Raw genomic sequence first — 24217 nt, forward strand, 5'->3', positions numbered from 1 at the left:
AGCAAAGAAAAAATGAGAAAGCTTTTAGCTAAGATAGACCGCATCCGCGCAAGCGGATGGGTTACCCTTGATCTCAAGGAAGATCACCCGCTACATAACTTAAACGGCAAGCGCTATCATGTGGAAAGTATGGCCACGCCCGATATCAAGTGCAGGGTGTCGGTAATGGTTGAGGGGAAAAAAGTTGATTTAAGTATTGACGACTTGTATTAGAATTTATGACCAAACTAAAATTAAGAACCCCCATAAGCTATTATGGGGGTAAACAAAAATTAGCCAAACGCATTGTTTCGGTAATTCCGCCCCATGTGCTTTACTGTGAACCTTTTATTGGTGGCGCGGCGGTATTCTTTGCTAAAGAACAATCAAAGGTTGAGGTAATTAATGATACCAATAAAGAACTGATGAATTTTTATAGGGTAGCGAAGGAGGATTTTACTTCACTTGAAAAGGAGATCAGGATCTCTCTTCATTCCAGAGATCTGCACAGAAAGGCCTCGGTAATCTATAACAACCCGGATATGTTTTCGGAGATTAAAAGGGCATGGGCAGTCTGGCTGACTTCCTCACAAAGCTTTTCGTCGCAGCTTGACAGCAGCTGGGGCTATGATAAATCCGGTAACACAACCACTAAGAAAATAAATTCCAAAAAGGAAGGCTTCGTAGAGGAAATGGCGATCAGGCTCCAGAACTGCCAGATTGAGTGCGCGGATGCACTCTATATCATTGCAAGCCGCGATACCACAGATAGTTTCTTTTATTGTGATCCGCCCTATTACAATTCTGATTGTGGTCACTACGACGGTTATTCTGAAGCAGATTTTGAAGCGCTTCTGTTTTTGTTGGCCGGCATAAAGGGTAAATTCTTACTCTCTTCCTATCCGTCCCCACTATTGGAAAAATATGCCAAAGAACATGGCTGGCATCAATGGTCGGTAAAGCAACAGGTCTCCGTTAATGCAAAAGGAGGAAAGCAAAAAAGCAAGATAGAGGTGCTTACAGCTAACTACCCGATAGACCTAAAGGCGGAATTTGGAGTTTGAAAATAAAGTAATGAAATGACCCAAGCAGATTTAGCTCTGTACCATGGTACCGATCATTTCGATGGTAATCATATTCAGGTTCGCTCAAATACCGGTATTGGCTCAAATGATTTAACCCTTGGTAATGGTTTCTATACAACCACATCCAAGGAAATAGCGCTTTTCTACAGCCATGTTATGATGCGGGAAAAACTGTTTGATCTAGGGCTGGATCCCGAAAAAGCACTTACAGGAAAAGTCTATCGTGTTTCGTTATCCAAAGATTTGTATTTGCTGCGCGAAACTGATAAACTCGATATCGGTGCCTCAGTGAGTACTATGAAGCATGCGGGAATACAGATGTCGGATATAAAAATGCTTAGCCACTCCGAAATGGCCTCATTCCCAGCTGTAGTTGATCTAATTGAAAAAGGTGGCTTTCAGACAATAAATGCCAAAGAATTCTTGGCTAAATCGATGGGCTATGATGGACTGTTGTTTGTTCAAAAACCCTACCTGCCCTGGTACTATGAACCTAACCACATTGGGGTGAACTGGAGAAGATGCTGGCATGACTGGCGCAATTCCCCTCCCGCGACAGTCGTGATTTATAACACGGAAAAAGTCGCTTCAATAGGTCTAATACATGACGGAGGACGATCTGAAATGTTTCAATTGCAGGGTCAACCGGTGTTGGATTTGGGCCTTTAATCAGAATTTATGAACAAAGTAAAGGAAATAAACCCAGAATCGCTGGCGCTTTATCATGGCTCGCTTGGACTGGACGGTGGGAAAATTAACATCCAGTCCGGTAAAGGAGTTGGCTGGAATGCTCTCACTCTGGGAAATGCATTTTATACTTCAATAAGTGAGGACGCCGCCTGCCTTTTTAGCCATCTCGTACTCCAGAAGTCAAGACTGAACGGTGGATCGGGGTTTGATAATCTTGGATATGCCAAAATCTATAAGATAACACTCAGCAAGGATGCCAGCATTTTGGATGCTGACAAAGCTCTGGACGCATCTCGCGTCCGGAGTATTTTGCTGTGCGCCGGAGTTTCCGAGCGATACCTAAATCGCCGGCACGATGACCAGCTCTCTGATTTTTACAAGGTTGCTGATCTGCTCTGCTACGGGATGGACTGGGAAGGTAACCGTAATGAATATCTTACAAGGGTACTGGGTTACGACGGACTTTTAATTAAAGAGAGAGCCTGGGAAAACTGGGATTATTATCCTTCAGGTATTGGGATTGACTGGGATAAGATAAACGACCCGAAACTTTGGCCACCAAAAACAGTGGCGATTTACAATACAGATCGTGTAGCGGGATTTGAGGTGATCCGCGATGGCGTAATTGAATCTTTGGCAATAGATCATTCAGATTTGCAAAGATAAATTATTAACAGGGAGACTCATGTGCTCATCTCAATATGCGAGTACATTAATGATAGATGCACCCAGTTTATGCCTATTTGCATCTATTTCTAACAGGAGCGTAATTAATTGTGATTATCCAATCCTGTTATTCTTCAGAATACCTTTCGAAAAATATTTGTTACTCAAAATAAACGTCATGGATATGGAGTTTGATTTAAATATAGAAACTATTGTGCGCCAGCATGATATAACCATAGAAGAGGTGCTTTCAAAGCGAATGTTTTCGCATTTTACCGAGGAGCAGGCAAAGGATGTGATCCTTACTATCAAAAAAATGTCTATAATCATTTTTAATGCAAGTGAAAAAAGGGAGCAAAAAACTTGATAAAATAATTGATTATTAGTATCTTATAGTGTAATCAAAGAAGTATTATTTATGTCAGAAATCTTTTTTTTCGACTCGTTTGCAAAAGGGAAACAAAATAAAAAAGTTTCCAAAAGCTTGGAATGCGTTATCTATACAAGGGTTAGTAGTAAAGAGCAGGCTGATAATTTAAGTCTGGGAACCCAATTGAAGGCCTGTACGCTATACGCAGAGAAATTCGGGTTTAATATCGCCGCTCAGTTTGGAGGAACTTATGAAAGCGCTGAGAACGATGAGAGAAAACAATTTACTGCTATGCTTTCTTTCGTGAAAAAATTCAAAGGAAAAATATCTTCTATTTTAGTGTACAGCCTGGAAAGGTTTTCAAGAAATGATAATTCAATCTGGCTTAGTGGGGAGTTGAGGCGTTTAGGGATAGAAATAATTTCTGTAACACAACCTATCGATACCTCAAGTGCTTCAGGCCAGATGCAACAAAAATTACTGTTCCTGTTTGGTGAGTTTGATAATCAGCTGAGAAAGCAAAAATGTAGTGCAGGTATCAAGGAGATGTTATTGCGTGGCGATTGGCCGACTAGCCCTCCATTGGGATTCGAGATCGACCGTTCTAAAAACAAAAGGCAAATTGTTATAAATGCTAAGGGGAGGCTCATTCGTCAGGCGTTCGAATGGAAAGCGTACGAAAATGTGTCAAATGAAGTCATCCGGGACAGGTTGGCCCAGCGAGGACTAAAGTTGATTCATCAGCGTATATCAGAAATTTTTAGAAATCCCTTTTATTGTGGCTTGATGGTGCATAATATGTTAGAGGGGCAGGTTGTTGTCGGCAATCATGAAAAATTGGTTAGTAGGGAGCTTTTTCTTAAAGTTAATGGCATACTGGACAAGATTTCTCATGGTTTTTCACTCAATGAGGAGAATGTGCACATTCCTTTGAAGCGCTTTATGTTTTGTGCTGAATGTGAGAAGCCCTTGAGCGGCTACCTAAACCGCAAAAAGAATATATATTATTATAAGTGTAAAACCAAAGCTTGTTGTAATAATAAAAATGCAGACTCGCTAAATTCCAGATTTGCCGATATCCTTGATTTCTTCAAAATTGACGTAGCCATAGATTATATTGAATTATTGGTTGAGCAGGTCGCCGCGACATTCAATCAGTTGACTCAGAATAAGCAAGCAGACCTTTTGGAGTTGGAAAACAGCCACCGGGAAATAAAGAGGAAAGTAGAACGATTAGAGGAAAGGTATATTGAAGAAGATCTCAGTCAGGAGCTTTACAAAAAATATCATGAGAAATATTCAGAGGAAAAAAAGGAAATTGAGCGGAATTTGCTTGTCCTCTCAAGTAAAAGTTCGAACCTAGTGAAATGTGTTAGGTTGGCGATAGAATATGCCACTCAACTACCTTTAAGCTGGCTTTCTGGGGACTATCACACCAAGCAACAACTGCAAGCATTACTGTTCCCTAGTGGTATGAGTTACGATAAGAAAAACGATAAAGTTCGAACCAGTGAAATAAATTTAGTCTTTTTGTATATCGCTCATTTTCAGCAAATTATGCTTAAAAAGGAAAGAGGCATACCAGAATTAAATCTGAATTATGCCTCTTTCGCCGATTCGGTAGCGGGGAGCAGGATCGAACTGCCGACCTCAGGGTTATGAATCCTGCGCTCTAACCATCTGAGCTACCCCGCCGGGCTTCATATTTACCGATAAATGTAAATATTGATGTGGTTATTTTTAAGAGTTGCAAATATAGGATAAATATACATTCAATTAAAAATAAATGTAAAAAATACTTTAAGATATTGGTAGTCAATAAAATTGATTGCTTTTTGAGTATTTTAATGTTCACTTTGGCGCTGATAGGAAGCTGGTTTTTACAATACAATACTGTGTTGCGTATATGTTTATAGCTGTCAGCTTAAAAATTTCTCGTGCTTAAGAATGGTGTATCTAAATATTATAAATGGTTTCAGTGATTGTGAGTCTTTGAAATGACCAAGCCAACTTCTGCTTAACCCACCCTGTGCCAGTTATTGACCTCTTGTTTACCTTTTAGGTAAGCAAGAGGTAAACGATAGGTAAAGAATAGGTAAGCAAAGGGTAACCAATAGGTAACGAAAGGGTAAACATGGGGTTAACCTGTCTCGAACAACAGGTAAATTTCATAACTTTTATTCGATTCCTGAACAGCTTACGGCAATCCCCGCATTTCTTCACCATGTAAGCAATACAAGGCACATACAAGTGCAATCGAAAAATACATCTTTGATATGGCAAAAGTTTTATGTACCAGCGGATAATGCGGGCTATTGATGTTCTTTTTGCATTGCAATTGGTCACACACCAACGAATGTCAATAACCAAGCTACCAATGACCAATAAACCAAATGATCAATGACCAATGACTAATGAACCAATGACTAATGACCATTCAACCAATGGCAAATGAACCAATGCACCACCTGAAACCAATAAAAATTATATTGTTGCAGATATAGAATAAATTACCTTTCTTTAGCAAAAGAATATTAAAAAATTGTCCGGAAATTATCCTGGTAGTGTACTAAAATGGCAGAAAAGAAAAAATTTACACTAGAGTACGAAGTTAGATCGTCACCAAGAATATTGTATAGCTTTATAAGTGAGCCGAACGGCTTGTCGCAATGGTTTGCGGATGATGTGAATTTTCGCGATCAGGTATATACTTTCACCTGGGATGATGAACAGCAAAAAGCAAAGCTGGTTGCCGTGAAGGAAAATAAACTGGTTAAATTTAAGTGGCTGGACGATGAACCTCAATGTTATTTTGAGATGGAAATTGTGCAGGACGAATTAACCAACGATGTTGCCCTCTCGATTACCGATTTTACCACCGATGAGCTTTTAGCAGAGAAAAAATTAATCTGGGATAACCAGATCGATTATTTGATTAGCGTTTTGGGTGCTTAATATTATCTTCGTATTGTTTACCTTTGTAAGGTGAAAAAAATACATCTTCTGTTAATAAAAGCATTTGTGAAGCCATTCATAGCAACATTTTTTGTTATGATGTTTATTCTGTTAATGTTTTTTCTGTTTAAATGGATTGATGATTTAATTGGAAAAGGTTTCGAATGGTACACCATTCTGGAGCTGATGTATTATGCTTCAGCCGCCAACGTATCCATGGCCCTTCCACTTTCCGTGTTGCTTTCTTCCATCATGACTTTTGGCACATTGGGCGAAAATTATGAGCTGGTGGCCATCAAATCTGCAGGTATTTCTCTTCAAAAAGCCATGCGCCCCCTGTTGGTGGTAATTTTGATGCTTACCGTAGCCTCTTTCTTTTTTGCCAACTATATGCTGCCCAAAGCTAACCTTAAATTTGGTTCGCTTTTGTATGATATCAGAAACAAAAAGCTTTCATTTTTAATTAAACCGGGCGTTTTTAACAATGAAATTCCGGGGTATGCCATCCGCGTGGATTCAAAAGAGGAGGACGGTACGCTGCACAATATCATGATTTACGACCACCGCGAAAATAATGGTATTCCGAAAGTAATTCTGGCCAGAGAGGGCAAAATGAATAAAACTGCCGATGGTAAGTTTTTGGTGCTTAACCTTAAAAACGGTGTACAATACGAAGAGCAGGCTGCGAAAAACGGCATGTACAACCCAAGGCAGATTTTTACCCGAAACCGTTTTAAAGAAACTTCTCCCCGTTTTGATATGTCGTCTTTTGACGGCAGTACCACCGATCCCAACGCTTTCGGAAACAGTACACCCATGTTAAACCTGAAAGGGATTGTGAAAAAGCGTGATTCGCTGACCAAGCAATTGGATACAATGAAAATGCGTACCGTGGCTGACCTTACCAGTAATTTTAAGCAGTTTAACGTGACTAAGGGTTATACAAGGGTTAAAGCCGTTCCAAAAGTGATTGATGACGTCATACTAAAGAGTATTCCGAACGGATCGCGGAAAATGGCCCTTGAAAATGCAAACAATACAGTTGCCAATATTATGCAGCGTGTACCCAACTGGGGGCCGCGCCAAACAGATTTAACCGGCGAGATCATTTTTACCACAGTAGAGTACCAGCGTAAATTTACGTTGGCAGCATCCTGCATCCTGCTGTTTTTTATTGGTGCACCATTGGGGGCCATCATCAGAAAAGGCGGTATGGGTTTGCCGGTGGTGGTGGCGATCTGTTTCTTCCTGGTCTACCATATTATCACCACTGTGGCCGAAAAATCAGCTCGGGAGGGCAATTTAAACCCGATATTCGGGATGTGGATTGCCGTGATTGTGCTGTCGCCGCTAGCTGCTTTTCTAACCTATAAGGCTACAGTAGATTCGGCCTTGTTCGATGTGGATTATTACAAACAGCTCTTTCTTAGGTTTTTCAAAAAGAAAGAAAAATAGGCCGTTTTTCCTTTACTTACAGATGATATTTTAATCAAAATATTGCTCAATAAGGTTGTACATTTGTACGGGTTATTGTTTGTAGTATAAAACCGTTTTTATTGCGGTTTATACACCATTTCCCCATAATGCTTATAAAATGCAAACAAAATTAAACACAATAGAAGAAGCCATCGCAGATATAAAAGCTGGTAAAGTAATTATTGTTGTAGATGATGAGAACAGAGAGAACGAAGGTGATTTTTTAACGGCAGCTGAAAATGCAACACCTGAGATCATTAATTTTATGGCCACTTACGGCCGTGGTTTAATCTGCGCTCCATTGACAGAAGAGCGTTGTAAAGAGTTAAACCTTAGCCTGATGGTGGGTAAGAATACGGCTGCTTACGAAACCAATTTTACCGTTTCGGTTGATCTGGTTGGTCATGGTTGTACTACAGGGATTTCGGCAAGCGACCGCTCTAAAACCATGTTGGCTTTGGTTAATCCTAAAACCGATCCTGAAGAATTGGGCAGGCCGGGCCATATCTTTCCTTTAATAGCCAAAGATGGGGGGGTAATCCGCCGCGCGGGCCATACAGAAGCCGCTGTAGATCTGGCACGTTTGGCCGGAATGAAACCTGCAGGTTTATTGGTAGAAATTTTAAAAGAAGATGGCGAAATGGCCAGACTTCCTGATTTATTTAAAATTGCCGAGCAGCATCAGCTCAAAATCATATCTATTGAGGATTTAATTGCCTATCGTTTAAAGATAGACAGTTTGATTAAACAGGAGGTGAGCATCGATTTGCCTACCGCCTGGGGCGATTTTAGAATGACGGCTTATACCCAGCTGGACAATAACGCTACGCATCTGGCCATTTCTAAAGGCGAATGGGATGTAAACGAACCTATTTTGGCACGCGTACACAGCTCTTGTGTAACGGGTGATATTTTTGGATCCTGCCGTTGCGATTGCGGACCGCAGTTGCATAAAGCTTTAGAAATGATCGAAAAAGAAGGTAAAGGTATTGTAGTGTATATGAATCAGGAAGGAAGAGGTATCGGGCTGATTAATAAGTTGCGTTCTTATAACTTACAGGATGCCGGATTTGATACCGTTGAAGCCAATATTAAACTCGGTTTTAAAGGTGATGAACGCGATTATGGTGTAGGTGCGCAGATCCTGCGATCAGAAGGGGTAACTAAAATGCGTTTAATGACCAATAATCCGACCAAAAGAGCAGGTTTAATTGGTTACGGTTTAGAAGTAGTGGAAAATATCCCTATTGAAATTGCAAGTAATGTACACAACGAACGTTATCTAACCACCAAAAGAGATAAAATGGGCCATTCCATTATGAAAGGATAGGCTTAAGTTTGGAGTTGGGTGTTTGGAGTTTGGAGATTCCTGCGTTTAGCCTGACGAAATAATTAAAATAGTAAAAAACCAACAATTGAAGACCGGTTTTCGATTGTTGGTTTTTTTGTGCGTATTTGTTTTCTTTGCAATGAGTCTTTCTAAACCGGTTTTGTTTTAGGGTTTATTTCTCACAAGATTCGTCCTCCTGAACTTGTTTCAGGATCTATGTTGGCGTGGTTCTGGTGTCTAATTAAAAACTAGCAAACAACAGGCATCAGGATTCCCGCCTGTGGCAGGTTGACAAATAGTTGTTTGTTGAAATGGTGTTTTAAAAGCGCCTGATTTATAGCTATTCTTCAGGCTGAATTTATTTAGCATCTTGTATCATGAAAGACCCTGAAATAAATCCGATGGCTATGGGATCAGGGTGACGATTCAGAACTGAAAATATTTTATATGAGGCAATTTAAAGCTATATTGTTAATCGGGCTCAGGTGATAAAATAAACCAATGAACTAACGCAACTCACCTTACCTCCGCTGGTTTCCCTTACTTTGATTAATGATAATATCTTTATTAAGTGATTTATTTGTTTTAACCGGGCTTTGTTTTCTTTTCAGGTTTCGGCGGTAAGCACCAGAAATTTTCTGGATGAATTCCTTAAACGTATCGAATTGCTGTGTATACACCAAACCAAAAGAGGTTACGTTTGCCGTCGGGCTGATTCCACTGTTTAAGAATATACTCTGTTGAGTGGGCGGTTTATTTGCCGCTTTGGCAGTCAGGCTTCCATCTTTTTTGATCAGGAAAAGCGCCTCCACCTCTCGGCCAACATTATCTTTAGAAAAATCGATAACGGTAAAATCGTTCACGCTGTTCCGGTCTACGATACCGGCATTAATAATTAAGCGATCATTAAAGAACTTGAACGAGGCGTTGGCTTCGCTTAACGAACGTACGTTTAAATCAACAAAGTTTAGGTTTAAGGAAGAAAGTACGTTGTTGAACTGGTTAAATACCAGTTCGGTGGCGGTACTCGTAGCTGTCGAACTCAACTGGTTTCCAATCGACTGTCCGCCGTTTCCGGGGGCAAAACTTCTCCTGATAATTAAACTGAATGCCTGCAGGTTCAGGTTGTTCTGATCGCTGAAATAGGTTTGCAGTTCTTCTTTAATTGAAGGCTGTGAAGGGAAATTGATATCAAGTTTAATATCAGGCTTTAACAATAAACCGGTAAGGCCCATTTCTACCTCGGTATTTACCCTTTGGTTGGCATTGCTGCTGGCATCGCGGTTTGCTGCTTTGTAAAGATCATTTAAACTTGCCCTCAAAGCATATACGGCTTTTAAGTTGATTTGCGCTGCAGTAGGGTTGCCTGTCCAGCGGATGGTTCCTCCCTGTCTGATTTCGAATTTTTTGTTGATGATCTCCTGCGCGGTAAAGTCAAAACTTCCGGTCTCGATGATGTAATCGCCAGACATTTCAAAATCGCCAACACTATTAATGTTTAAGCTCAGCTCGGCATTACCCTTGCCACTTAAATTACCTAAGGTAGTATAGATGTTTGCTGTAGTATTGGGATCAATGGTTAATTTAAAACTTAAGGTTAATCCTTCAAAATTGGTTTTTTTCTTAACTACCACAGCTGAGTCGCGACTCACAAAATTGATAAAGTCTTTATCCGATACAGTTTCTGAACTGTTTAAAGGCAGGTTAAACACGGTTCCTTTTTCCGTTTTTGCCTTAATATCAATTTTCATGTTATCAGTAGGCCCTGTAAAGGTAAATACACCTGTGCCATAGGCACGGCCATAGTAAATGGAATTGTCTTTCGCCGTGGTATTTAAGGCCATAAAACTGTTTGCATTTATCTTAACGTTCAGTGTAGGATTGTCAATCTCATTTAAATCTACGCTACCGCTTGCGGTGGCTTCATGGTCTTCTAAATCTTTAAGTACAAAATTCTCAAGTTTAATTACGCTGTTATTTACTTCAACCTTATCTGTAATTACATAAGTGGTTTTGAGGTAATTTACCATGAGTTGTCCCTTATCGAGGGATAAAGTTCCGTTAATCTCCGGTTTTTCCAACTTACCTTTTACCGTCAAATCAGCTGAGATGTTTCCTTTCAGGTTCGATACCAGTTTTTTAACAAAAGGCTCCAGTACGGTGAGCTTACTGTCGTCCATTTTTACCGCAAGGTCTATTTCCTTTTCCTTCAGATCAAGATTTCCGGTAAGCTTAAAATTTTCCGAATTATCGGCCACAATACGGGTAAATACATTCAGTTTTTGGCTTTCGTTGTTGTAAGATGAGGTATCTGTTAAGGTGCCGATATAAATATCATTAAAGTTTAACGAATCAACTTTTAGATCGTCGGTTACCCTAAGTGTTTTTAATACGCCATACAGGTCGGTCTTACCATTAACGTTTCCAGCCAATTTTACACCAAAGCCTTTAGTAAACGGGTTGAGGGTTTTTAGGCTAAAATCTTTAAATCCAACACTAATCAAATCTTTAGGGTCTTCAGAAATCAATCCATCAATGGTTACCTGCTGTTGGCCATTGGTTAAATCGAAATTGCTGATCTCAGTTTTACCGTTGTTGAGTACAATGCGTACTTTTTCCTGGATACGCCATTCTTCATTATTGATTTTTAAGATGGATGGCAGTACGCTCAATCTCGCCGTGGTATCCTGGTTTTTGGTAAATTCTACCAATCCGTTTAAATCAAGCTGGTTATCTTCTTCGGTATTAGACATTTTGACGTTGAAGGCCAGACTATCATTCCGCAGGATATTGGAAATGTTTACGTCCTTGATAAACAGGCTATCGTTAAGCTGTACGCGATCGGAAGTTACAATCAGCTGAAGTTGTTGTGTGGTGGTGTTTTCGTCGAGGATGATATTGTTAACGACTATCCCATTGTATTTTAGTTTCTTCACAAAACCATTTAGCGTAGCGGTATTATTGCGCGAATCGAAAACTCCCGTTAAGGTAGCGCCTTCTTCCAATTCTAAGCCCGGCGCCAGGATCTGCGCAAGCGGTTCGAACTTTTTAACCTGAAGGTTAAACTGAAAAATCTGCTTGTTGTATTTTATGATGTCGGCCTTTAAGGAAGGGACATAAGTTTTGGCGATGGCCTTGTAATAGGAAGCGATTGAATTTAAGTCATATTCACCTTTAATACTCGCATCAAAAATGTCCGAACGGATATCGAGCACACGGTTAGCGCCGTTACCATTGGCCATTAACTGCACAGAATCTATGCTATAAACGCCTTTAGGGTTTTGCAGCCTGATCTGCTGGATTAATAATTTGCCTGATATGTTGTTCAGGTTGGTGCCTGAAAAATTGGTGGTAAATTTGGCATCCACCATCAGAGAATCCTTTAGCAATTTTAAAGCTTTTAACCGTGCTTTGGAAATACTAGCATTAAAATTAAATACCGGTAGCTTGGGGTTCAGGTTAACACCCCCGTCAAATACCAGTTTAACGTTTCGGTCGTTAATGCTTAGCTTGCCATCAAAATATTTTTTATCGAAGGTACCATCAATCTTTACATTACGGTACCGATATCGGTTAAAGTCGATATAAGTTACATCGCCATTTATTTTTTCAGTCAAATCTTTTAGTTCCGTTCCGCGCCCTTTCACATATAATGAAGAACTGATCCGGCCAAGGCTCTTCTCATCTAACAGGTCGCCGATGTTAAAATCGTATGTTTTTACGTTTCCGGTATAGGATGGAACTTCATTTTTATCAATTTTCATGTTTACGTCTGAGACAACACGGCCCAGTTTAGTTTTAAACTCCCCATAGGCAATAAAGTCGTTCTGAAAACCAGTAAAACTTCCGTTAAAGTTGATGTTGCCAAATTTCTTGACAATTACCGGAACAATTTTCTTTTTGCTATTGGTGATACCAGCCAGCACTTCATCAAGATCGGTTTTGTTTGTTCCTGCCATTTCAATGTTCAGGTCCATAAAAGTTTCTTTCCATTTCGGCAGCCCTTTCAAAATAAAATCGCCCTTAATGTGGGTGGCCTTTCCGGTTCTTAAAGATAATTTTTTGGCTTTAAGGTTATTTACTAAGCCCGTAATCTGGCCGTCAACATCCAGATCAAGTTTCATGGTATTCATTTCAGGCGCAAAAAACGCAACGTCTCTTGAGGTAATGTGACTGTCTTTGAAGATGGCCTTCATCCGCACATTATCGATATAATGGTTAAAATCTCTAAAGCTTTTAAACCGCATTTGGTAATAGTTGGTTAAGCGGCTCTGGTTGGTTTCAAGCAGCAGGTTTTTCAGTTCGATGGCATTACTGTCTACCGTGGTTTGTGCCGTTAAATTTTTGAGGTAAAACCCGCTACGCTCTTTAAGTGTTAGGTTTTTAATATTGGTTTTCAACAAATGTTTCTTGGTGTCCAACCCTTCAAAAATCCCACTCAACTCTTTTACGTTTACATTATCAAAGTTTACACTTTTGCCCTGAGTGGTGTCTTTTGCATTATAGTTGATGTACCTGAAGGCAAACTTATTTAAAATAAGACGGCCCAGGTTGACGTCAAAAGGCTTGCTTTTCTTTTTCTTTACCTTGGGTTTACCAGAATCGAAGTAGTTGATGATGAAATCGAGATTAGAAGACTTATCTTTGAAATCCTTTAGGAAAAACTGACCATTATTAATTTGGACGGTATTGATATCAATAATCTTTTTATCAATGGATAACTGATTAATATCGACCATGAATTGTGGCGTGCTTAATAAAGTGTCTTTTTGTAAATCCAAAACCAATAAATCCTTAAGTACAATAGATTTAAATGGTTTGATGTAAAGACTCTTGATTGATATTGTGGTTTTAAGCTCTTTAGACAGGTATGCGGCAGCCCGCTGTGCAAAATAGGTTTGAACAGGCTTAAATTGGAGTGAGAAAATAAGAAGCGCAAGCAGCAAAATTATTGATGCAATTACCCAAAGGAGTATTTTAAATAGTTTTTTAATAATTTTGCAGCTTAAATATTAAATAATTTGTCTGTTATACTTGCTATCGAATCCTCTTGCGATGATACATCCGTTGCTGTTTGTAACAACGGCAAAATTACTGCCAATGTTATTGCAAACCAAACAATTCATCAAAATTATGGTGGTGTTATCCCTGAATTAGCTTCAAGGGTACATCAGCAAAATATTGTGCCTGCTGTACAACAGGCTTTAATTAATGCTCAGGTTACAAAACAGGACATTAATGCCGTTGCTTTTACACGTGGCCCCGGACTCCTGGGATCGTTATTAGTGGGTGTTTCTTTTGCAAAATCTTTTGCATTAGCTTTAAATATACCTTTAATTTCTGTTAATCATATGCATGCGCATATTCTGGCGCATTTTATTGATGATCCCAAGCCAAATTTTCCTTTTATCTGTTTAACCGTTTCTGGCGGACATACACAGATTGTGCTGGTAAAGGATTATTTTGATATGGAAATTATTGGCGAAACCCTGGACGATGCCGCAGGCGAGGCTTTTGATAAAACCGCAAAACTACTGGCCTTGCCTTATCCTGGCGGTCCATTGATTGATAAGCATGCGCAACAGGGAAATCCTTTGGCGTTTAAGTTTGCCGAACCACAAATAGCTGATCTGAATTTTAGCTTTAGTGGTTTCAAAACCTCCATTTTGTATTTCATCAGAAAACAAGAGCAACAGAACCCTGCTTTTATTGCCGAAAATTTAGATGATATTTGTGCATCAGTTCAACATAGTATTGTGCAGATTTTGCTAAACAAATTGAAAAAAGCTGCAAAACAGTACGGAATAAATGAAATAGCTATTGCAGGCGGTGTTTCGGCAAACTCTGGTTTACGGAACGGTTTGCAACAAACTGCCGACGAGCTGGGCTGGAAGATTTACATACCGGCTTTTCAATACTGTACGGATAATGCGGGCATGATTGCCATTGCTGGTTACCACAAATACCTGAAACAGGATTTTGTAGGGCAGAATGTTTCTCCAATGGCACGGATGGAGTTTTAAAGCTGGGGCATTGGTTCATTGGTCAATGGTTCATTAGTCATTAGTTTATTGGTCATTGGTTTATTGGTCATTGGTTTAGAATGAATAGTTTAACAACTCCATATTATATTGACTGATTCATTAGTTATCTCTTTTCAGGGAATCAATCTTACAACGATAGCTGGTTGCAGGCTGATGTAAGGGACGCCATGATGATTAATGCTGTGGATAGATCCTGAAATAAATCCGATAGCTAGCTATCGGATCAGGAGGACGCCTGATTAGGGGATTTAGCTCTTAAAGCGCAGAGATTGAAAACTGGAGACCGGCAACTGTGAACTGAAAATTGCATACAAAAAACTGATGTGGATTATAGCCCCTTGAATGGATTAACACCTTAACTTCCGACTTCGAATCAATAAAAACTATTAAATTAAATACATATATGACTGGAGCATCATTAATATTTTGGATTATCTGTGCGGTACCTTTAATTGGCCTGCTATACTGGTTAATCAGAAAAGATAAAAACAAGCTGAAAGGAAGCTGGGGCGTAATTATCCTGGGTGCCTTGGTGATTGCTGCGCTTTTGGTTATTGTTTATGTAACCAAGGACTTCAGTGCTATTTTCAGTCAAAACAATTAAATGTTCTAATTCTTATTTAGACCTATTCTTATTAGTGTCTATTTTCTATCTTTGGCGAAAATTAAAGATAGATGAAAAAAATTATACTGATCATGACCATCCTGATGTGTCAACTTCTTTTGGCGTATGGCCAAAATGTGAAGATTGAAGGATACATCAGGGATAAAAGTAGCCGAATTCCGTACGTAACCCTTTTGTTCCCGGGCCAGAAAACCCAGGCCGATAGCAAAGGTTATTATACAATGTATATTAAAAGTGGCGTGCCATTCAATGTCCAGTTGACTGCGGTTGGATATAAAACATTTGTACAGCAATTTTCTTCAGTTCAGGCTGATACGGTTATAAATTTTATACTGGAACCAGTACCCAATACTTTAGATGATGTATTGATTTCGACTTCGAGAAAGCCGGAAAACGTCAAAAATGTCACCGCTTCAGTGACTATTGTAAATAAGCAGAAACTGGAAAAAGAGTTGGCTATTGTACCCGATTTAAGTACAATATTGGCTAATCAGGTGCCTGGTTTTGCGCCTACGGCGCAAACCGGAAATAATGTAGGGCAAAACTTAAGGGGCCGCCCCATGCTGGTGATGATTGATGGTGTGTCCCAATCATCGCCATTAAGAAACGCAGAGGTGGATTTAAGATCCATAGATCCATCGGTGCTTGAACGTATCGAAGTGGTAAAAGGAGCTACTGCCATTTATGGTAATGGTGCTGCAGGAGGTCTGGTAAATTACATCACCATGGTTCCGGATACAGCGGCCAGGTTTGCAGGTAAAACCCAGCTTAATTTAAATGGATCGTTGGTTAAGGTCAAAAACTCAGAAGGAGGTAGAATTAGCCAGATGTTTTATGGGAAATTAGGTAAATTCGACTACGTGGTTAGCGGTATGTACGAGCAAACCGGTGAATATAAAGATGCAAAAGGTGATGTGGTAGGACCAAACTATAGCCTTGGCGAAACAGACACTTACAATGCTTTTGCCAAATTCGGTTATGTGCCAGCAAAAAATCAGCGTATTCAGCTTTCTTATAATACCTACAGCAGTTTGCAAAACAGCAATTTTACTTTGGTAAACGGTAACCTGGCAACCGGTCAGAAAGCAACAGGGGTACTGGGAAAACCACTTGGGATTCCGACCGGGGTTGATTACAACCATAATCTAAATCTATCATATAAGATTGATAGCACCTTTCTGCATTCCAGCCTGCATGCAGATGTTTATTGTGAAACCCGAAAAGATGTGTTCTATGTCTCTTTAGGTCGTTTTGATGGGGGTGATGGTCAATCGTTGGCCAAAAACGATAAAAGAGGCGCGCGTTTATTTCTCGAAACACCAATACTTAACCTCAACTCTTTGAAAATGAATCTGGCCTATGGTGCAGATTTCATGAAAGATAAAACGGCGCAGCCATTGGTTGATGGTAGGGTATGGGTGCCTACAATGGATATGACCAACATCGCACCCTTCGCACAGGCAGATTTCAACATTTTAGGTAAACTGGTTTTTAAAACAGGTTTGCGTTACGAAAATGTAAATATAGCCGTTGATGATTACCGTACCTTAAGAACCACTGGTGCAAACAATTCAACCATCACACCATCTTTTGATGTAACAGGGGGAAATTTAAAATACAGCACTTATCTCTTTAATGCAGGTTTAAGGTATAATCAATTTAATTTATTCAGCCCCTTTGTAAGTTTCTCTCAGGGTTTTTCTGTGATGGATATTGGATTGGCTTTACGTGATGCCAAAGTAAACAGCATTGATAAGATCAATACCGATGCGGTGAAGGTTAATAATTATGAGGCTGGTTTTGAAAGTAAAGTCGCTGGATTAACATTTTCTGCGTCGGGTTATATCAGTACATCCAAACTGGGTATCGAAGTAGTTTATGATCCTGCTACCGGGCTTTTCAATACGGCAAGAAACCCTGAAAAGATTTATGGTTTTGAGTTGGTGGCCGATTATCAACTTTTTGATCAGTTAGGTCTATCTGCAAGTTACAGTTATACTGAAGGTAAGCGCGATATTGACAAGAACGGAAAGTTTAACGATGCCGTTGACATGTACCTCAATGGTCGCCGCATTTCCGCGCCAAAAGTTACGGCTTCAGTGACCTATAGTCCGTTAAAAGTATTGGACTTGACCTTAAATTACACCGGTATCAATTCGCGTAACAGGTTTGAGAAAAACAGCAATGGCGTGTATAACGGTAATGAAGGTGCTGTTCAAGCTTATCATTTATTCAGTTTTGCGGGTATTTATCAGGTAAAAAAGAACACCAGGCTTACTCTTGGTATTGATAACATTTTTAACCAGGATTATTTCCCTGCCAGGGCGCAATGGTTTATGCAACCAGGTTTTTATTCGAAAGGAAGAGGTACTTCGGTAAATTTTGGTATTTCAGTTAGTTATTAACCAGATGTTGAAATAAAAAAGCGTCATGATTTTAAAATCATGACGCTTTTTCTATATTCAGGCTAAATTGATCAGGCTTATTTTTCTGCCAGATGCTCGCCCGTTACTTCGGTTTTGATCTTATTTTCCAGTTCCTCTGCAAGTTCAGGATTGTCGCTCAATAATTGTTTTACTGCATCTCTGCCTTGTCCCAGCTTGGTATCTCCATAAGAGAACCATGAGCCGGCTTTTTTGATGATGCCAAAATCGACACCTAAGTCGATAATCTCGCCATTTTTGGAAATACCTTCTCCAAACATCACATCAAATTCTGCAATACGGAAAGGAGGAGCCACTTTATTTTTTACAATTTTTACTTTAACACGGTTACCGGAAACTTCGTCAGAGTCTTTGATTTGTGAAATACGACGGATATCTAAACGTACCGATGCATAAAATTTCAAAGCGTTACCACCGGTTGTGGTTTCAGGGTTACCAAACATTACGCCGATTTTATCACGTAACTGGTTGATAAAGATACAGCAACATCCGGTTTTGGAAATCGTTCCGGTTAATTTACGTAAAGCCTGACTCATTAAACGGGCATGTAAACCCATTTTACTGTCGCCCATTTCACCTTCAATTTCACTTTTAGGAACCAAAGCTGCAACAGAGTCAATTACGATTACATCTATAGCGCCGGAGCGGATTAAATTATCGGCAATTTCCAATGCCTGCTCACCGTTATCGGGTTGAGAAATTAAAAGGTTATCGGTATCTACGCCTAGTTTCTTGGCATAAAACTGATCGAAAGCATGCTCCGCATCGATAAAAGCAGCGATACCGCCTTTTTTCTGTGCTTCGGCAATGATGTGCGTAGCTAAAGTTGTTTTACCGGAAGATTCTGGTCCATAAATCTCGATGATACGTCCTTTTGGAATACCGCCAATGCCTAAAGCAATATCTAAACTGATTGATCCGGTAGAAATAAAGTCTATCGGTTCGACAGCAGTATCGCCAAGTTTCATGATGGTACCTTTACCGTATGATTTCTCTAGTTTATCTAAAGTAAGCTGAAGGGCTTTTAATTTATCTGGATTTGCAGTGCTCATTTCTTTTTTCATTGATTACGTAAATATAATTGATTATCGGCTAATATGCTAAATGTTTGATATCTATAATACTAAAATATTTAGCTAATGTAAGGCTTTTTTGGCTAATGTCAATAGTAAATTTAAAATATTTTTAGGCTTTTAATTTATCCCTTTCGTTCTGTGCAGTTAAGCGTTCAAAATACCTGCACATGTAAGTAATTTCACACACCTCACATTTCGGGTTTCGGGCTACACAAACGTAGCGCCCGTGAAGAATAAGCCAGTGATGGGCGATATGGATATCGTGTTCTGGAAGGTTTTTGACCAGGTCCTTTTCAACTGCCAGTGGGGTTTTGCCATTGGTTAAGCCCAGGCGGTTGGCCACGCGGAAAACATGGGTATCAACTGCCATTGCCGGTGCATTGTAAATTACCGATGCAATTACATTGGCTGTTTTGCGTCCTACGCCTGGCATTTTCTGCAGGTCGTTAACTTCCGAGGGAACCACATCATTAAATTCATTCAGCAGCATGTTGGCCATTCCTACCAGGTGTTTTGCCTTGTTGTTGGGGTAGCTGATGCTTCTGATATAATCGAAAACTATATCGGGTGTAGCCTCAGCTAAAGCCTTGGCATTGGGAAAGCGCTGAAAAAGAGCTGGCGTTACCATATTCACTCTCTTATCGGTACACTGTGCCGAAAGGATTACAGCTACCAAAAGCTGATAAGGGTTATTATAGTGTAACTCGGTTTCTGCATCAGGCTGCCTGGCCGAAAAATGTTCTACAAAAAGTTTGTAGCGTTCTTTTTTAAGCATGTGCAAATATAGGTTAAAGATGGAAAATGTAATGTGCTAAATGTGAGATGGGTGATGTAAAATGGATTAGGTAGGATGGATTAAGTAAAATGGATGATGTGAGATGGATAGAAGAAATTTTATAGAAAATTCAGCCTGAAAGGGTTGAAGGAACATCTAAAGAAATTAATTTGCTTTAAATGGGAGCGCAATTTGCTGCTAAGATTAAGGTTTGTTCCCGTTTTCCCCTTCTACGCTTTCCCAAAAATTCGGGATACCTCGTTACTGCAGGATAGCGCTTCAACCGGGGCTGGGTAGGTAATTTAGTATTCCATTTTTAAGGTCTTCAGTACGTACGGCCCTTGTTCCTAAACCCGGATTAAGTGGAATAGCCTATAGCCAGCGAGGACTGTAGGTTGAAGACTAGTGGGGTATTACTAAAAGGATCTTGCCATTTTTGCCGTAACCCTTGTTCAATAAACCCGGTAGGAGCGGGCATCCTGACTTTTTCTGTCGGGATAAAGCGGATAACGGGACTGCTGCCACCGAAGAATTACAGAACGTCCGTTTCCAAAAAAACTGAAAAGATACCACCGCTACCTGCCAGCACAGTCGAATCCTTTTATAATTGTTTAAACAAACCATTTAATTCCTCAATAGTCAATGTCTGGCCTACCTCAATCCAATAATTATGTAAACATTTCCGCTAAAAGTGTAAAGTTACTAAAGGCCATACCGCTAGTTTTGTTTAAAATTTAAGCGCAAAATGAAAATTTTAATTAAATTCTGGATCCTCCATGTCCTTTTACTGGTTGTAGCAGGCGGCCTGTCAGCACAAGAAAAAACAGTAGGGCTTAATCCTCTGCAGGCCTACCACGAGATTAAAGAGGCTTTAATCAGCAGTAATGCAAGTTTGGCTGGTGCAAAGGCTACTCAATTCATTAATGCAATAAAGGCAAACGAAAGAACCAATGCTTCGAAAGTATTGCGCGACAAAATATTATTTGATGCCGGGCACATCGCCGGGAGTAAAGATATTGAACATCAGAGAGATGATTTCTCTTCCTTATCAGCCGATTTTTATGCCCTGGTAAAAGCAAAAAAACTAAACGATAAACCTGTTTATTATGCTTATTGTCCGATGAAAAAAAGCTATTGGTTAAGCGAAGACGAGGTGATCAAAAACCCATATTATGGTAATATAATGTTGAGTTGTGGCAAGATAGCCGAAGTACTTAAATAAAATACACGATAAAATGAAGTTTATTTTAGTTTGTTGCCTGGCTATTTTGCTTTACAGCGCCGCTTTTGCCCAACATCAACATAGTACGACAGAAGCAGCCGGCCCCGGAAAAACTCTTCAGAAAGCAAGCGCTGTTACAGCTTTAAGCGAGAGCAGGCTGCCCAGAGTGGTACGATATGATCTGTACGTTGCCGATACAACGGTAACTTTTGGCGGGAAACCTAAAAGCGCAATTGCAGTTAACGGACAGATACCCATGCCAACGCTAACCTTTACCGAAGGCGATACTGCAGAAATATATGTGCACAATAAACTAAAAGAATCAACCTCATTACATTGGCACGGACTATTTTTGCCTAACCGCTATGATGGCGTTCCTTACCTTACACAAATGCCCATCAAACCAAATGAAACCCATGTTTACCGTTTTCCGATCATACAGAACGGTACCCATTGGTACCATAGTCACTCGGGTTTGCAGGAGCAGATTGGCATGTATGGCGCGATGATTTTAAATAAAAGAAAAGAGCCGGTTATGCCCACCGTACCTGTAGTTTTAAGTGAGTGGACCAATATGAAGCCTCGTGAAGTGGACAGGCGGTTACACAATGCGAACGACTGGTTCGCGATCAAAAAAGGTACAACGCAGAGTTATGCTGAAGCCATAAAAGGTGGACACTTTAAAACCAAACTCACCAACGAACTGAAACGGATGACTGCTATGGATGTGAGTGATGTGTATTATGAAGCGTTTTTAGTAAATGGAAAAAATCAGTACCAGGTGCCAAACAAACTGAAGGCGGGCGATAAGATCAGGTTGCGCATTGCTAACAGTGGGGCCTCCAGCTATTTTTGGCTCACCTATGCCGGTGGTAAAATAACAGTAGTGGCCAGTGATGGTAACGATGTGACGCCTGTTGAGGTAGATCGGCTGATGATTGCCGTATCAGAAACTTATGATGTAATTGTAACCATTCCTGAAAATAAAAGCTATGAGTTTTTGGTTACGCCTGAAGACCGTACCGGATCGGCATCCCTGTGGCTGGGCAGCGGACAGCAGGTGAGCGCTCAGAAACTACCCAGGCTGAAATATTTCGAAGGCATGAAAATGATGAACGAAATGATGGACATGGATGGTAATATGGTGCAGATGGATGGCATGAAAATGCAGAATCAGGTAATGGATATGAATGCCGTTATGTATGCTGAGCTGGATCGCAGTGGCGGAGATACTGCTGTCGATGATGCACATAAAGGCCATGATATGGGTGATGGCGGTGGGATGAAAGCACCTCTCAAAACATTAAATTACAATATGCTGCGTGCACCCGAAAAAACGGTTCTGCCGGAAGCACCCACCCGGCAGATGGAGTTTCAGCTAACGGGCAATATGAACCGTTATGTTTGGACCCTGAATAACAAAACGATTTCTGAAGCAGATAAAATCCTGATCAGAAAAGGTGAAAACCTGCGCATCATTCTATACAACAACAGCATGATGCGCCATCCCATGCATCTGCATGGGCACGATTTCAGGGTAATTAATGGACAGGGCGATTACGCGCCTTTGAAAAACGTACTTGATATTATGCCCATGGAGCGTGATACCATTGAGTTTCGCGCTTCAGAAAGTGGCGACTGGTTTTTTCACTGCCATATTCTGTACCATATGATGAGCGGTATGGGTAGGGTTTTTAGCTATGAAAACTCGCCTCCAAACCCTGAAATTCCCAATCGCAGGCTGGCACAGCGAAAGCTTTTTGCTGATGACAGGATGTTCCATTTTATGGCTGAAAATGATTTTGCCAGTAACGGAAATGATGGCATGGCCATGCTGGCCAACACACGCTGGCGTATCGGAACCGAGTGGCGCCTGGGGTATACTAAAATGCACGGCTTTGAAACCGAAACCCATGTTGGCCGGTACATCGATCGGATGCAATGGTTAATGCCTTTTGTCGGTTTCGATTGGCGGTACCGGAAAATGGATGTAACTAAACAAGAAAGTAATATTTTTGGCCAGAAAAATACAAAAGACAATAGAAGCATGTTTAGTTTGGGACTTGCCTATACCTTGCCTATGTTGGTTATTGCACAGGCAGAAGTATATCATAATGGTAATGTCCGCCTGCAGTTAATGCGTGAAGACATACCCGTTTCCAGGCGTTTAAGGGCAAGTTTTATGGTAAATAGTGATAAAGAATTTATGGGCGGACTTAAATTCATTACCACTAAATACATGGGAATTTCTGCCCATTATGACAGCGATATGGGCTTTGGTGCAGGCTTAACCCTTAATTATTAAGGTATAATGTGCCAGGTTAATGCCTGGTTATTTCTTTCAGCAATTTATCGCATTCGGCAAACGCATGATATAAATACTTGTTGCGGTGTTTTTCGCCCTGACCACTAAAGGAAACCGATTTCATAATCAGGCCCTGCATCCATTGTTTGGTTTGCCTGCAATAAGCATGGTCTTCTGTTTTTAAGTAATTAAAAGTATTAAACCTGTTGTAGCAGGTCATACGGTCTTTAAAATCAACCAGGTAAGCAATGCTTCCCAGTACATCGCAACTGTACCAGTTGAAGGTATGGTTGGGGTCAATGGTTTTTTTGCTGCTAATGGCATACATATTCATGTCAGTAAGGCAATACCTTACCTGTTCCACAATCTTTATAGCCAGTTCGGTGTCGGTAAGATGGCCTGCTTCGAATGCATACCTGATTTGCTCAAGTGTACCCGTTACGGTATCTTTCGACCATATTTCGGTACTCGGTATTTCCAGGTAAGCGGTGTGCAGCTCTTGGGAAATTTCGATAATCTCATCGGATAGAATGGGAGCGCTAAAAGATTTCCCATAGTTATTGGCACTATTTGCCCAAAAGAAGAGTTTAAAGCTGGTAAGTTCGGGGTATTTGAAAAAATGAAACAAGGGGATGTCATCCGTGGTGATGGTGATGTGTTTCTCCTTACTTTTTTTAATGGCTTTAATGTTCTCCAGCAGATTGCGCAGGTAGTTTACCATATCCAGATCTTCGTTTACACTTAAATAGCTAAAAGTAACAGAAAGAGAATTCTTCGGACTGTACAGAAATGGAACATCGAAACAGTCAGAGAGTTTGATGATCTGTTGAAAGGTAAGGTTGCTGTCGCCTCTTATTTTTTTATAAGCCTCATTGGTGCTGATCCCTAATTCTTCTGCTATACTTAATGCCAGGTTTTGATAATCGGGCAATGAAGATTTTATGGCCTGGAAAAATAATGCTTGCTGATTATTCATTAAGATTAATTTTTAGGTGGAATATTCCGCTTTTTAGTAACTAAATGGGTTGTTTAATTAATGTAATTTATAAAAGATAATTGATAATTACTGTTCGAACTAAAATATTGTCTTTAAAGATGTTTTGTTTAACCATATGTAATCTTTAAGATTTTTTGAAGGTTATTTGGTGTCTTAGATTTGATCATAAACTAATTAC

Annotated in this window: 18 protein-coding genes and 1 tRNA gene; 14 read left to right on the plus strand and 5 right to left on the minus strand. The window is 40.1% G+C overall.

Going from position 1 to position 24217, the window contains the following annotated elements; all coding sequences use genetic code 11:
• The first annotated feature begins 12 nt into the window (after positions 1 to 12).
• From DV942_RS17915 to DV942_RS24190, 6 genes are all read left to right on the plus strand, one after another.
• On the plus strand, positions 13 to 213 hold the full coding sequence (locus tag DV942_RS17915) for a hypothetical protein (RefSeq protein ID WP_131535373.1): 201 nt from the start codon (positions 13 to 15) through the stop codon (positions 211 to 213).
• Between the two features lie 5 nt (positions 214 to 218).
• A complete protein-coding gene (locus DV942_RS17920) occupies positions 219 to 1043 on the plus strand; it encodes a DNA adenine methylase (protein ID WP_145859842.1) in 825 nt (274 codons plus the stop codon).
• A gap of 15 nt (positions 1044 to 1058) precedes the next feature.
• Positions 1059 to 1733, plus strand: coding sequence for a hypothetical protein (locus tag DV942_RS17925; RefSeq protein ID WP_145859843.1), 675 nt, complete (start codon positions 1059 to 1061; stop codon positions 1731 to 1733).
• A 9-nt stretch (positions 1734 to 1742) separates the two neighbouring features.
• Positions 1743 to 2420 (plus strand): hypothetical protein, encoded by a 678-nt coding sequence (locus tag DV942_RS17930; RefSeq protein ID WP_145859847.1) that lies wholly within the window; start codon positions 1743 to 1745, stop codon positions 2418 to 2420.
• A gap of 184 nt (positions 2421 to 2604) precedes the next feature.
• Positions 2605 to 2787 carry a hypothetical protein gene (locus DV942_RS17935; RefSeq protein ID WP_145859850.1) on the plus strand — a complete coding sequence of 61 codons (183 nt, stop codon included), beginning with the start codon at positions 2605 to 2607 and terminating at the stop codon, positions 2785 to 2787.
• A gap of 51 nt (positions 2788 to 2838) precedes the next feature.
• A complete protein-coding gene (locus tag DV942_RS24190) occupies positions 2839 to 4452 on the plus strand; it encodes a recombinase family protein (protein ID WP_394355250.1) in 1614 nt (537 codons plus the stop codon).
• Here the strand turns inward: DV942_RS24190 and DV942_RS17945 are convergent.
• A tRNA-Met gene (locus DV942_RS17945) sits at positions 4412 to 4485 on the minus strand. The genes DV942_RS24190 and DV942_RS17945 overlap by 41 nt on opposite strands.
• Positions 4486 to 5364: 879 nt before the next feature.
• On the opposite strand from DV942_RS17945, the gene DV942_RS17950 reads away from it, so the two are divergent.
• The 3 genes from DV942_RS17950 (at position 5365) to DV942_RS17960 (ending at position 8551) form a co-directional block, all read left to right on the plus strand.
• Positions 5365 to 5745, plus strand: a complete 381-nt coding sequence (locus tag DV942_RS17950; protein ID WP_090985687.1) for an START-like domain-containing protein — start codon at positions 5365 to 5367, stop codon at positions 5743 to 5745.
• A gap of 96 nt (positions 5746 to 5841) precedes the next feature.
• Complete coding sequence (locus DV942_RS17955; protein ID WP_342354890.1) at positions 5842 to 7200, plus strand: LptF/LptG family permease; 1359 nt, start codon at positions 5842 to 5844, stop codon at positions 7198 to 7200.
• Between the two features lie 139 nt (positions 7201 to 7339).
• The gene (locus DV942_RS17960) at positions 7340 to 8551 is read left to right on the plus strand and encodes a bifunctional 3,4-dihydroxy-2-butanone-4-phosphate synthase/GTP cyclohydrolase II (RefSeq protein WP_090985683.1); all 1212 of its coding nucleotides are present in this window, start codon (positions 7340 to 7342) and stop codon (positions 8549 to 8551) included.
• Between the two features lie 521 nt (positions 8552 to 9072).
• Here the strand turns inward: DV942_RS17960 and DV942_RS17965 are convergent.
• Complete coding sequence (locus DV942_RS17965) at positions 9073 to 13497, minus strand: translocation/assembly module TamB domain-containing protein (protein ID WP_145859853.1); 4425 nt, start codon at positions 13495 to 13497, stop codon at positions 9073 to 9075.
• A 75-nt stretch (positions 13498 to 13572) separates the two neighbouring features.
• Between DV942_RS17965 and tsaD the strand changes: the two genes are divergently transcribed.
• From tsaD to DV942_RS17980, 3 genes are all read left to right on the plus strand, one after another.
• On the plus strand, positions 13573 to 14574 hold the full coding sequence (tsaD, locus tag DV942_RS17970; RefSeq protein ID WP_145859855.1) for a tRNA (adenosine(37)-N6)-threonylcarbamoyltransferase complex transferase subunit TsaD: 1002 nt from the start codon (positions 13573 to 13575) through the stop codon (positions 14572 to 14574).
• 424 nt (positions 14575 to 14998) lie between these two features.
• On the plus strand, positions 14999 to 15199 hold the full coding sequence (locus DV942_RS17975; protein WP_145859857.1) for a hypothetical protein: 201 nt from the start codon (positions 14999 to 15001) through the stop codon (positions 15197 to 15199).
• 71 nt (positions 15200 to 15270) lie between these two features.
• Positions 15271 to 17625, plus strand: coding sequence for a TonB-dependent receptor (locus tag DV942_RS17980; protein ID WP_145859859.1), 2355 nt, complete (start codon positions 15271 to 15273; stop codon positions 17623 to 17625).
• Positions 17626 to 17702: 77 nt separating this feature from the next.
• Here DV942_RS17980 and recA read toward each other — a convergent pair whose 3' ends face one another.
• Together recA and nth are read right to left on the minus strand one after the other, a co-directional pair.
• A complete protein-coding gene (gene recA / locus DV942_RS17985) occupies positions 17703 to 18716 on the minus strand; it encodes a recombinase RecA (RefSeq protein WP_145861824.1) in 1014 nt (337 codons plus the stop codon).
• A gap of 133 nt (positions 18717 to 18849) precedes the next feature.
• On the minus strand, positions 18850 to 19515 hold the full coding sequence (gene nth / locus DV942_RS17990; protein ID WP_134204764.1) for an endonuclease III: 666 nt from the start codon (positions 19513 to 19515) through the stop codon (positions 18850 to 18852).
• A gap of 745 nt (positions 19516 to 20260) precedes the next feature.
• On the opposite strand from nth, the gene DV942_RS17995 reads away from it, so the two are divergent.
• Together DV942_RS17995 and DV942_RS18000 are read left to right on the plus strand one after the other, a co-directional pair.
• Positions 20261 to 20737 (plus strand): DUF3347 domain-containing protein, encoded by a 477-nt coding sequence (locus DV942_RS17995; protein ID WP_145859861.1) that lies wholly within the window; start codon positions 20261 to 20263, stop codon positions 20735 to 20737.
• Positions 20738 to 20750: 13 nt separating this feature from the next.
• A complete protein-coding gene (locus tag DV942_RS18000; RefSeq protein ID WP_145859863.1) occupies positions 20751 to 23042 on the plus strand; it encodes a multicopper oxidase family protein in 2292 nt (763 codons plus the stop codon).
• 16 nt (positions 23043 to 23058) lie between these two features.
• Here DV942_RS18000 and DV942_RS18005 read toward each other — a convergent pair whose 3' ends face one another.
• On the minus strand, positions 23059 to 24018 hold the full coding sequence (locus tag DV942_RS18005) for a hypothetical protein (RefSeq protein ID WP_145859865.1): 960 nt from the start codon (positions 24016 to 24018) through the stop codon (positions 23059 to 23061).
• Positions 24019 to 24217: the final 199 nt, after the last annotated feature.

Source organism: Pedobacter suwonensis, from assembly GCF_007833675.1.
Lineage (GTDB): Bacteria > Bacteroidota > Bacteroidia > Sphingobacteriales > Sphingobacteriaceae > Pedobacter > Pedobacter suwonensis.

Excerpts from the sequence above, each read along its gene's own strand:
- DV942_RS17915 (WP_131535373.1), top strand. The coding sequence starts at position 13 with ATGAGAAAGCTTTTAGCTAAGATAGACCGCATCCGCGCAAGCGGATGG.
- DV942_RS17920 (WP_145859842.1), top strand. The coding sequence starts at position 219 with ATGACCAAACTAAAATTAAGAACCCCCATAAGCTATTATGGGGGTAAA.
- DV942_RS17925 (WP_145859843.1), top strand. The coding sequence starts at position 1,059 with ATGACCCAAGCAGATTTAGCTCTGTACCATGGTACCGATCATTTCGAT.
- DV942_RS17930 (WP_145859847.1), top strand. The coding sequence starts at position 1,743 with ATGAACAAAGTAAAGGAAATAAACCCAGAATCGCTGGCGCTTTATCAT.
- DV942_RS17935 (WP_145859850.1), top strand. The coding sequence starts at position 2,605 with ATGGAGTTTGATTTAAATATAGAAACTATTGTGCGCCAGCATGATATA.
- DV942_RS24190 (WP_394355250.1), top strand. The coding sequence starts at position 2,839 with ATGTCAGAAATCTTTTTTTTCGACTCGTTTGCAAAAGGGAAACAAAAT.
- DV942_RS17950 (WP_090985687.1), top strand. The coding sequence starts at position 5,365 with ATGGCAGAAAAGAAAAAATTTACACTAGAGTACGAAGTTAGATCGTCA.
- DV942_RS17955 (WP_342354890.1), top strand. The coding sequence starts at position 5,842 with ATGATGTTTATTCTGTTAATGTTTTTTCTGTTTAAATGGATTGATGAT.
- DV942_RS17960 (WP_090985683.1), top strand. The coding sequence starts at position 7,340 with ATGCAAACAAAATTAAACACAATAGAAGAAGCCATCGCAGATATAAAA.
- DV942_RS17975 (WP_145859857.1), top strand. The coding sequence starts at position 14,999 with ATGACTGGAGCATCATTAATATTTTGGATTATCTGTGCGGTACCTTTA.
- DV942_RS17980 (WP_145859859.1), top strand. The coding sequence starts at position 15,271 with ATGAAAAAAATTATACTGATCATGACCATCCTGATGTGTCAACTTCTT.
- recA (WP_145861824.1), bottom strand. The coding sequence starts at position 18,716 with ATGAGCACTGCAAATCCAGATAAATTAAAAGCCCTTCAGCTTACTTTA.
- nth (WP_134204764.1), bottom strand. The coding sequence starts at position 19,515 with ATGCTTAAAAAAGAACGCTACAAACTTTTTGTAGAACATTTTTCGGCC.
- DV942_RS17995 (WP_145859861.1), top strand. The coding sequence starts at position 20,261 with ATGAAAATTTTAATTAAATTCTGGATCCTCCATGTCCTTTTACTGGTT.
- DV942_RS18000 (WP_145859863.1), top strand. The coding sequence starts at position 20,751 with ATGAAGTTTATTTTAGTTTGTTGCCTGGCTATTTTGCTTTACAGCGCC.
- DV942_RS18005 (WP_145859865.1), bottom strand. The coding sequence starts at position 24,018 with ATGAATAATCAGCAAGCATTATTTTTCCAGGCCATAAAATCTTCATTG.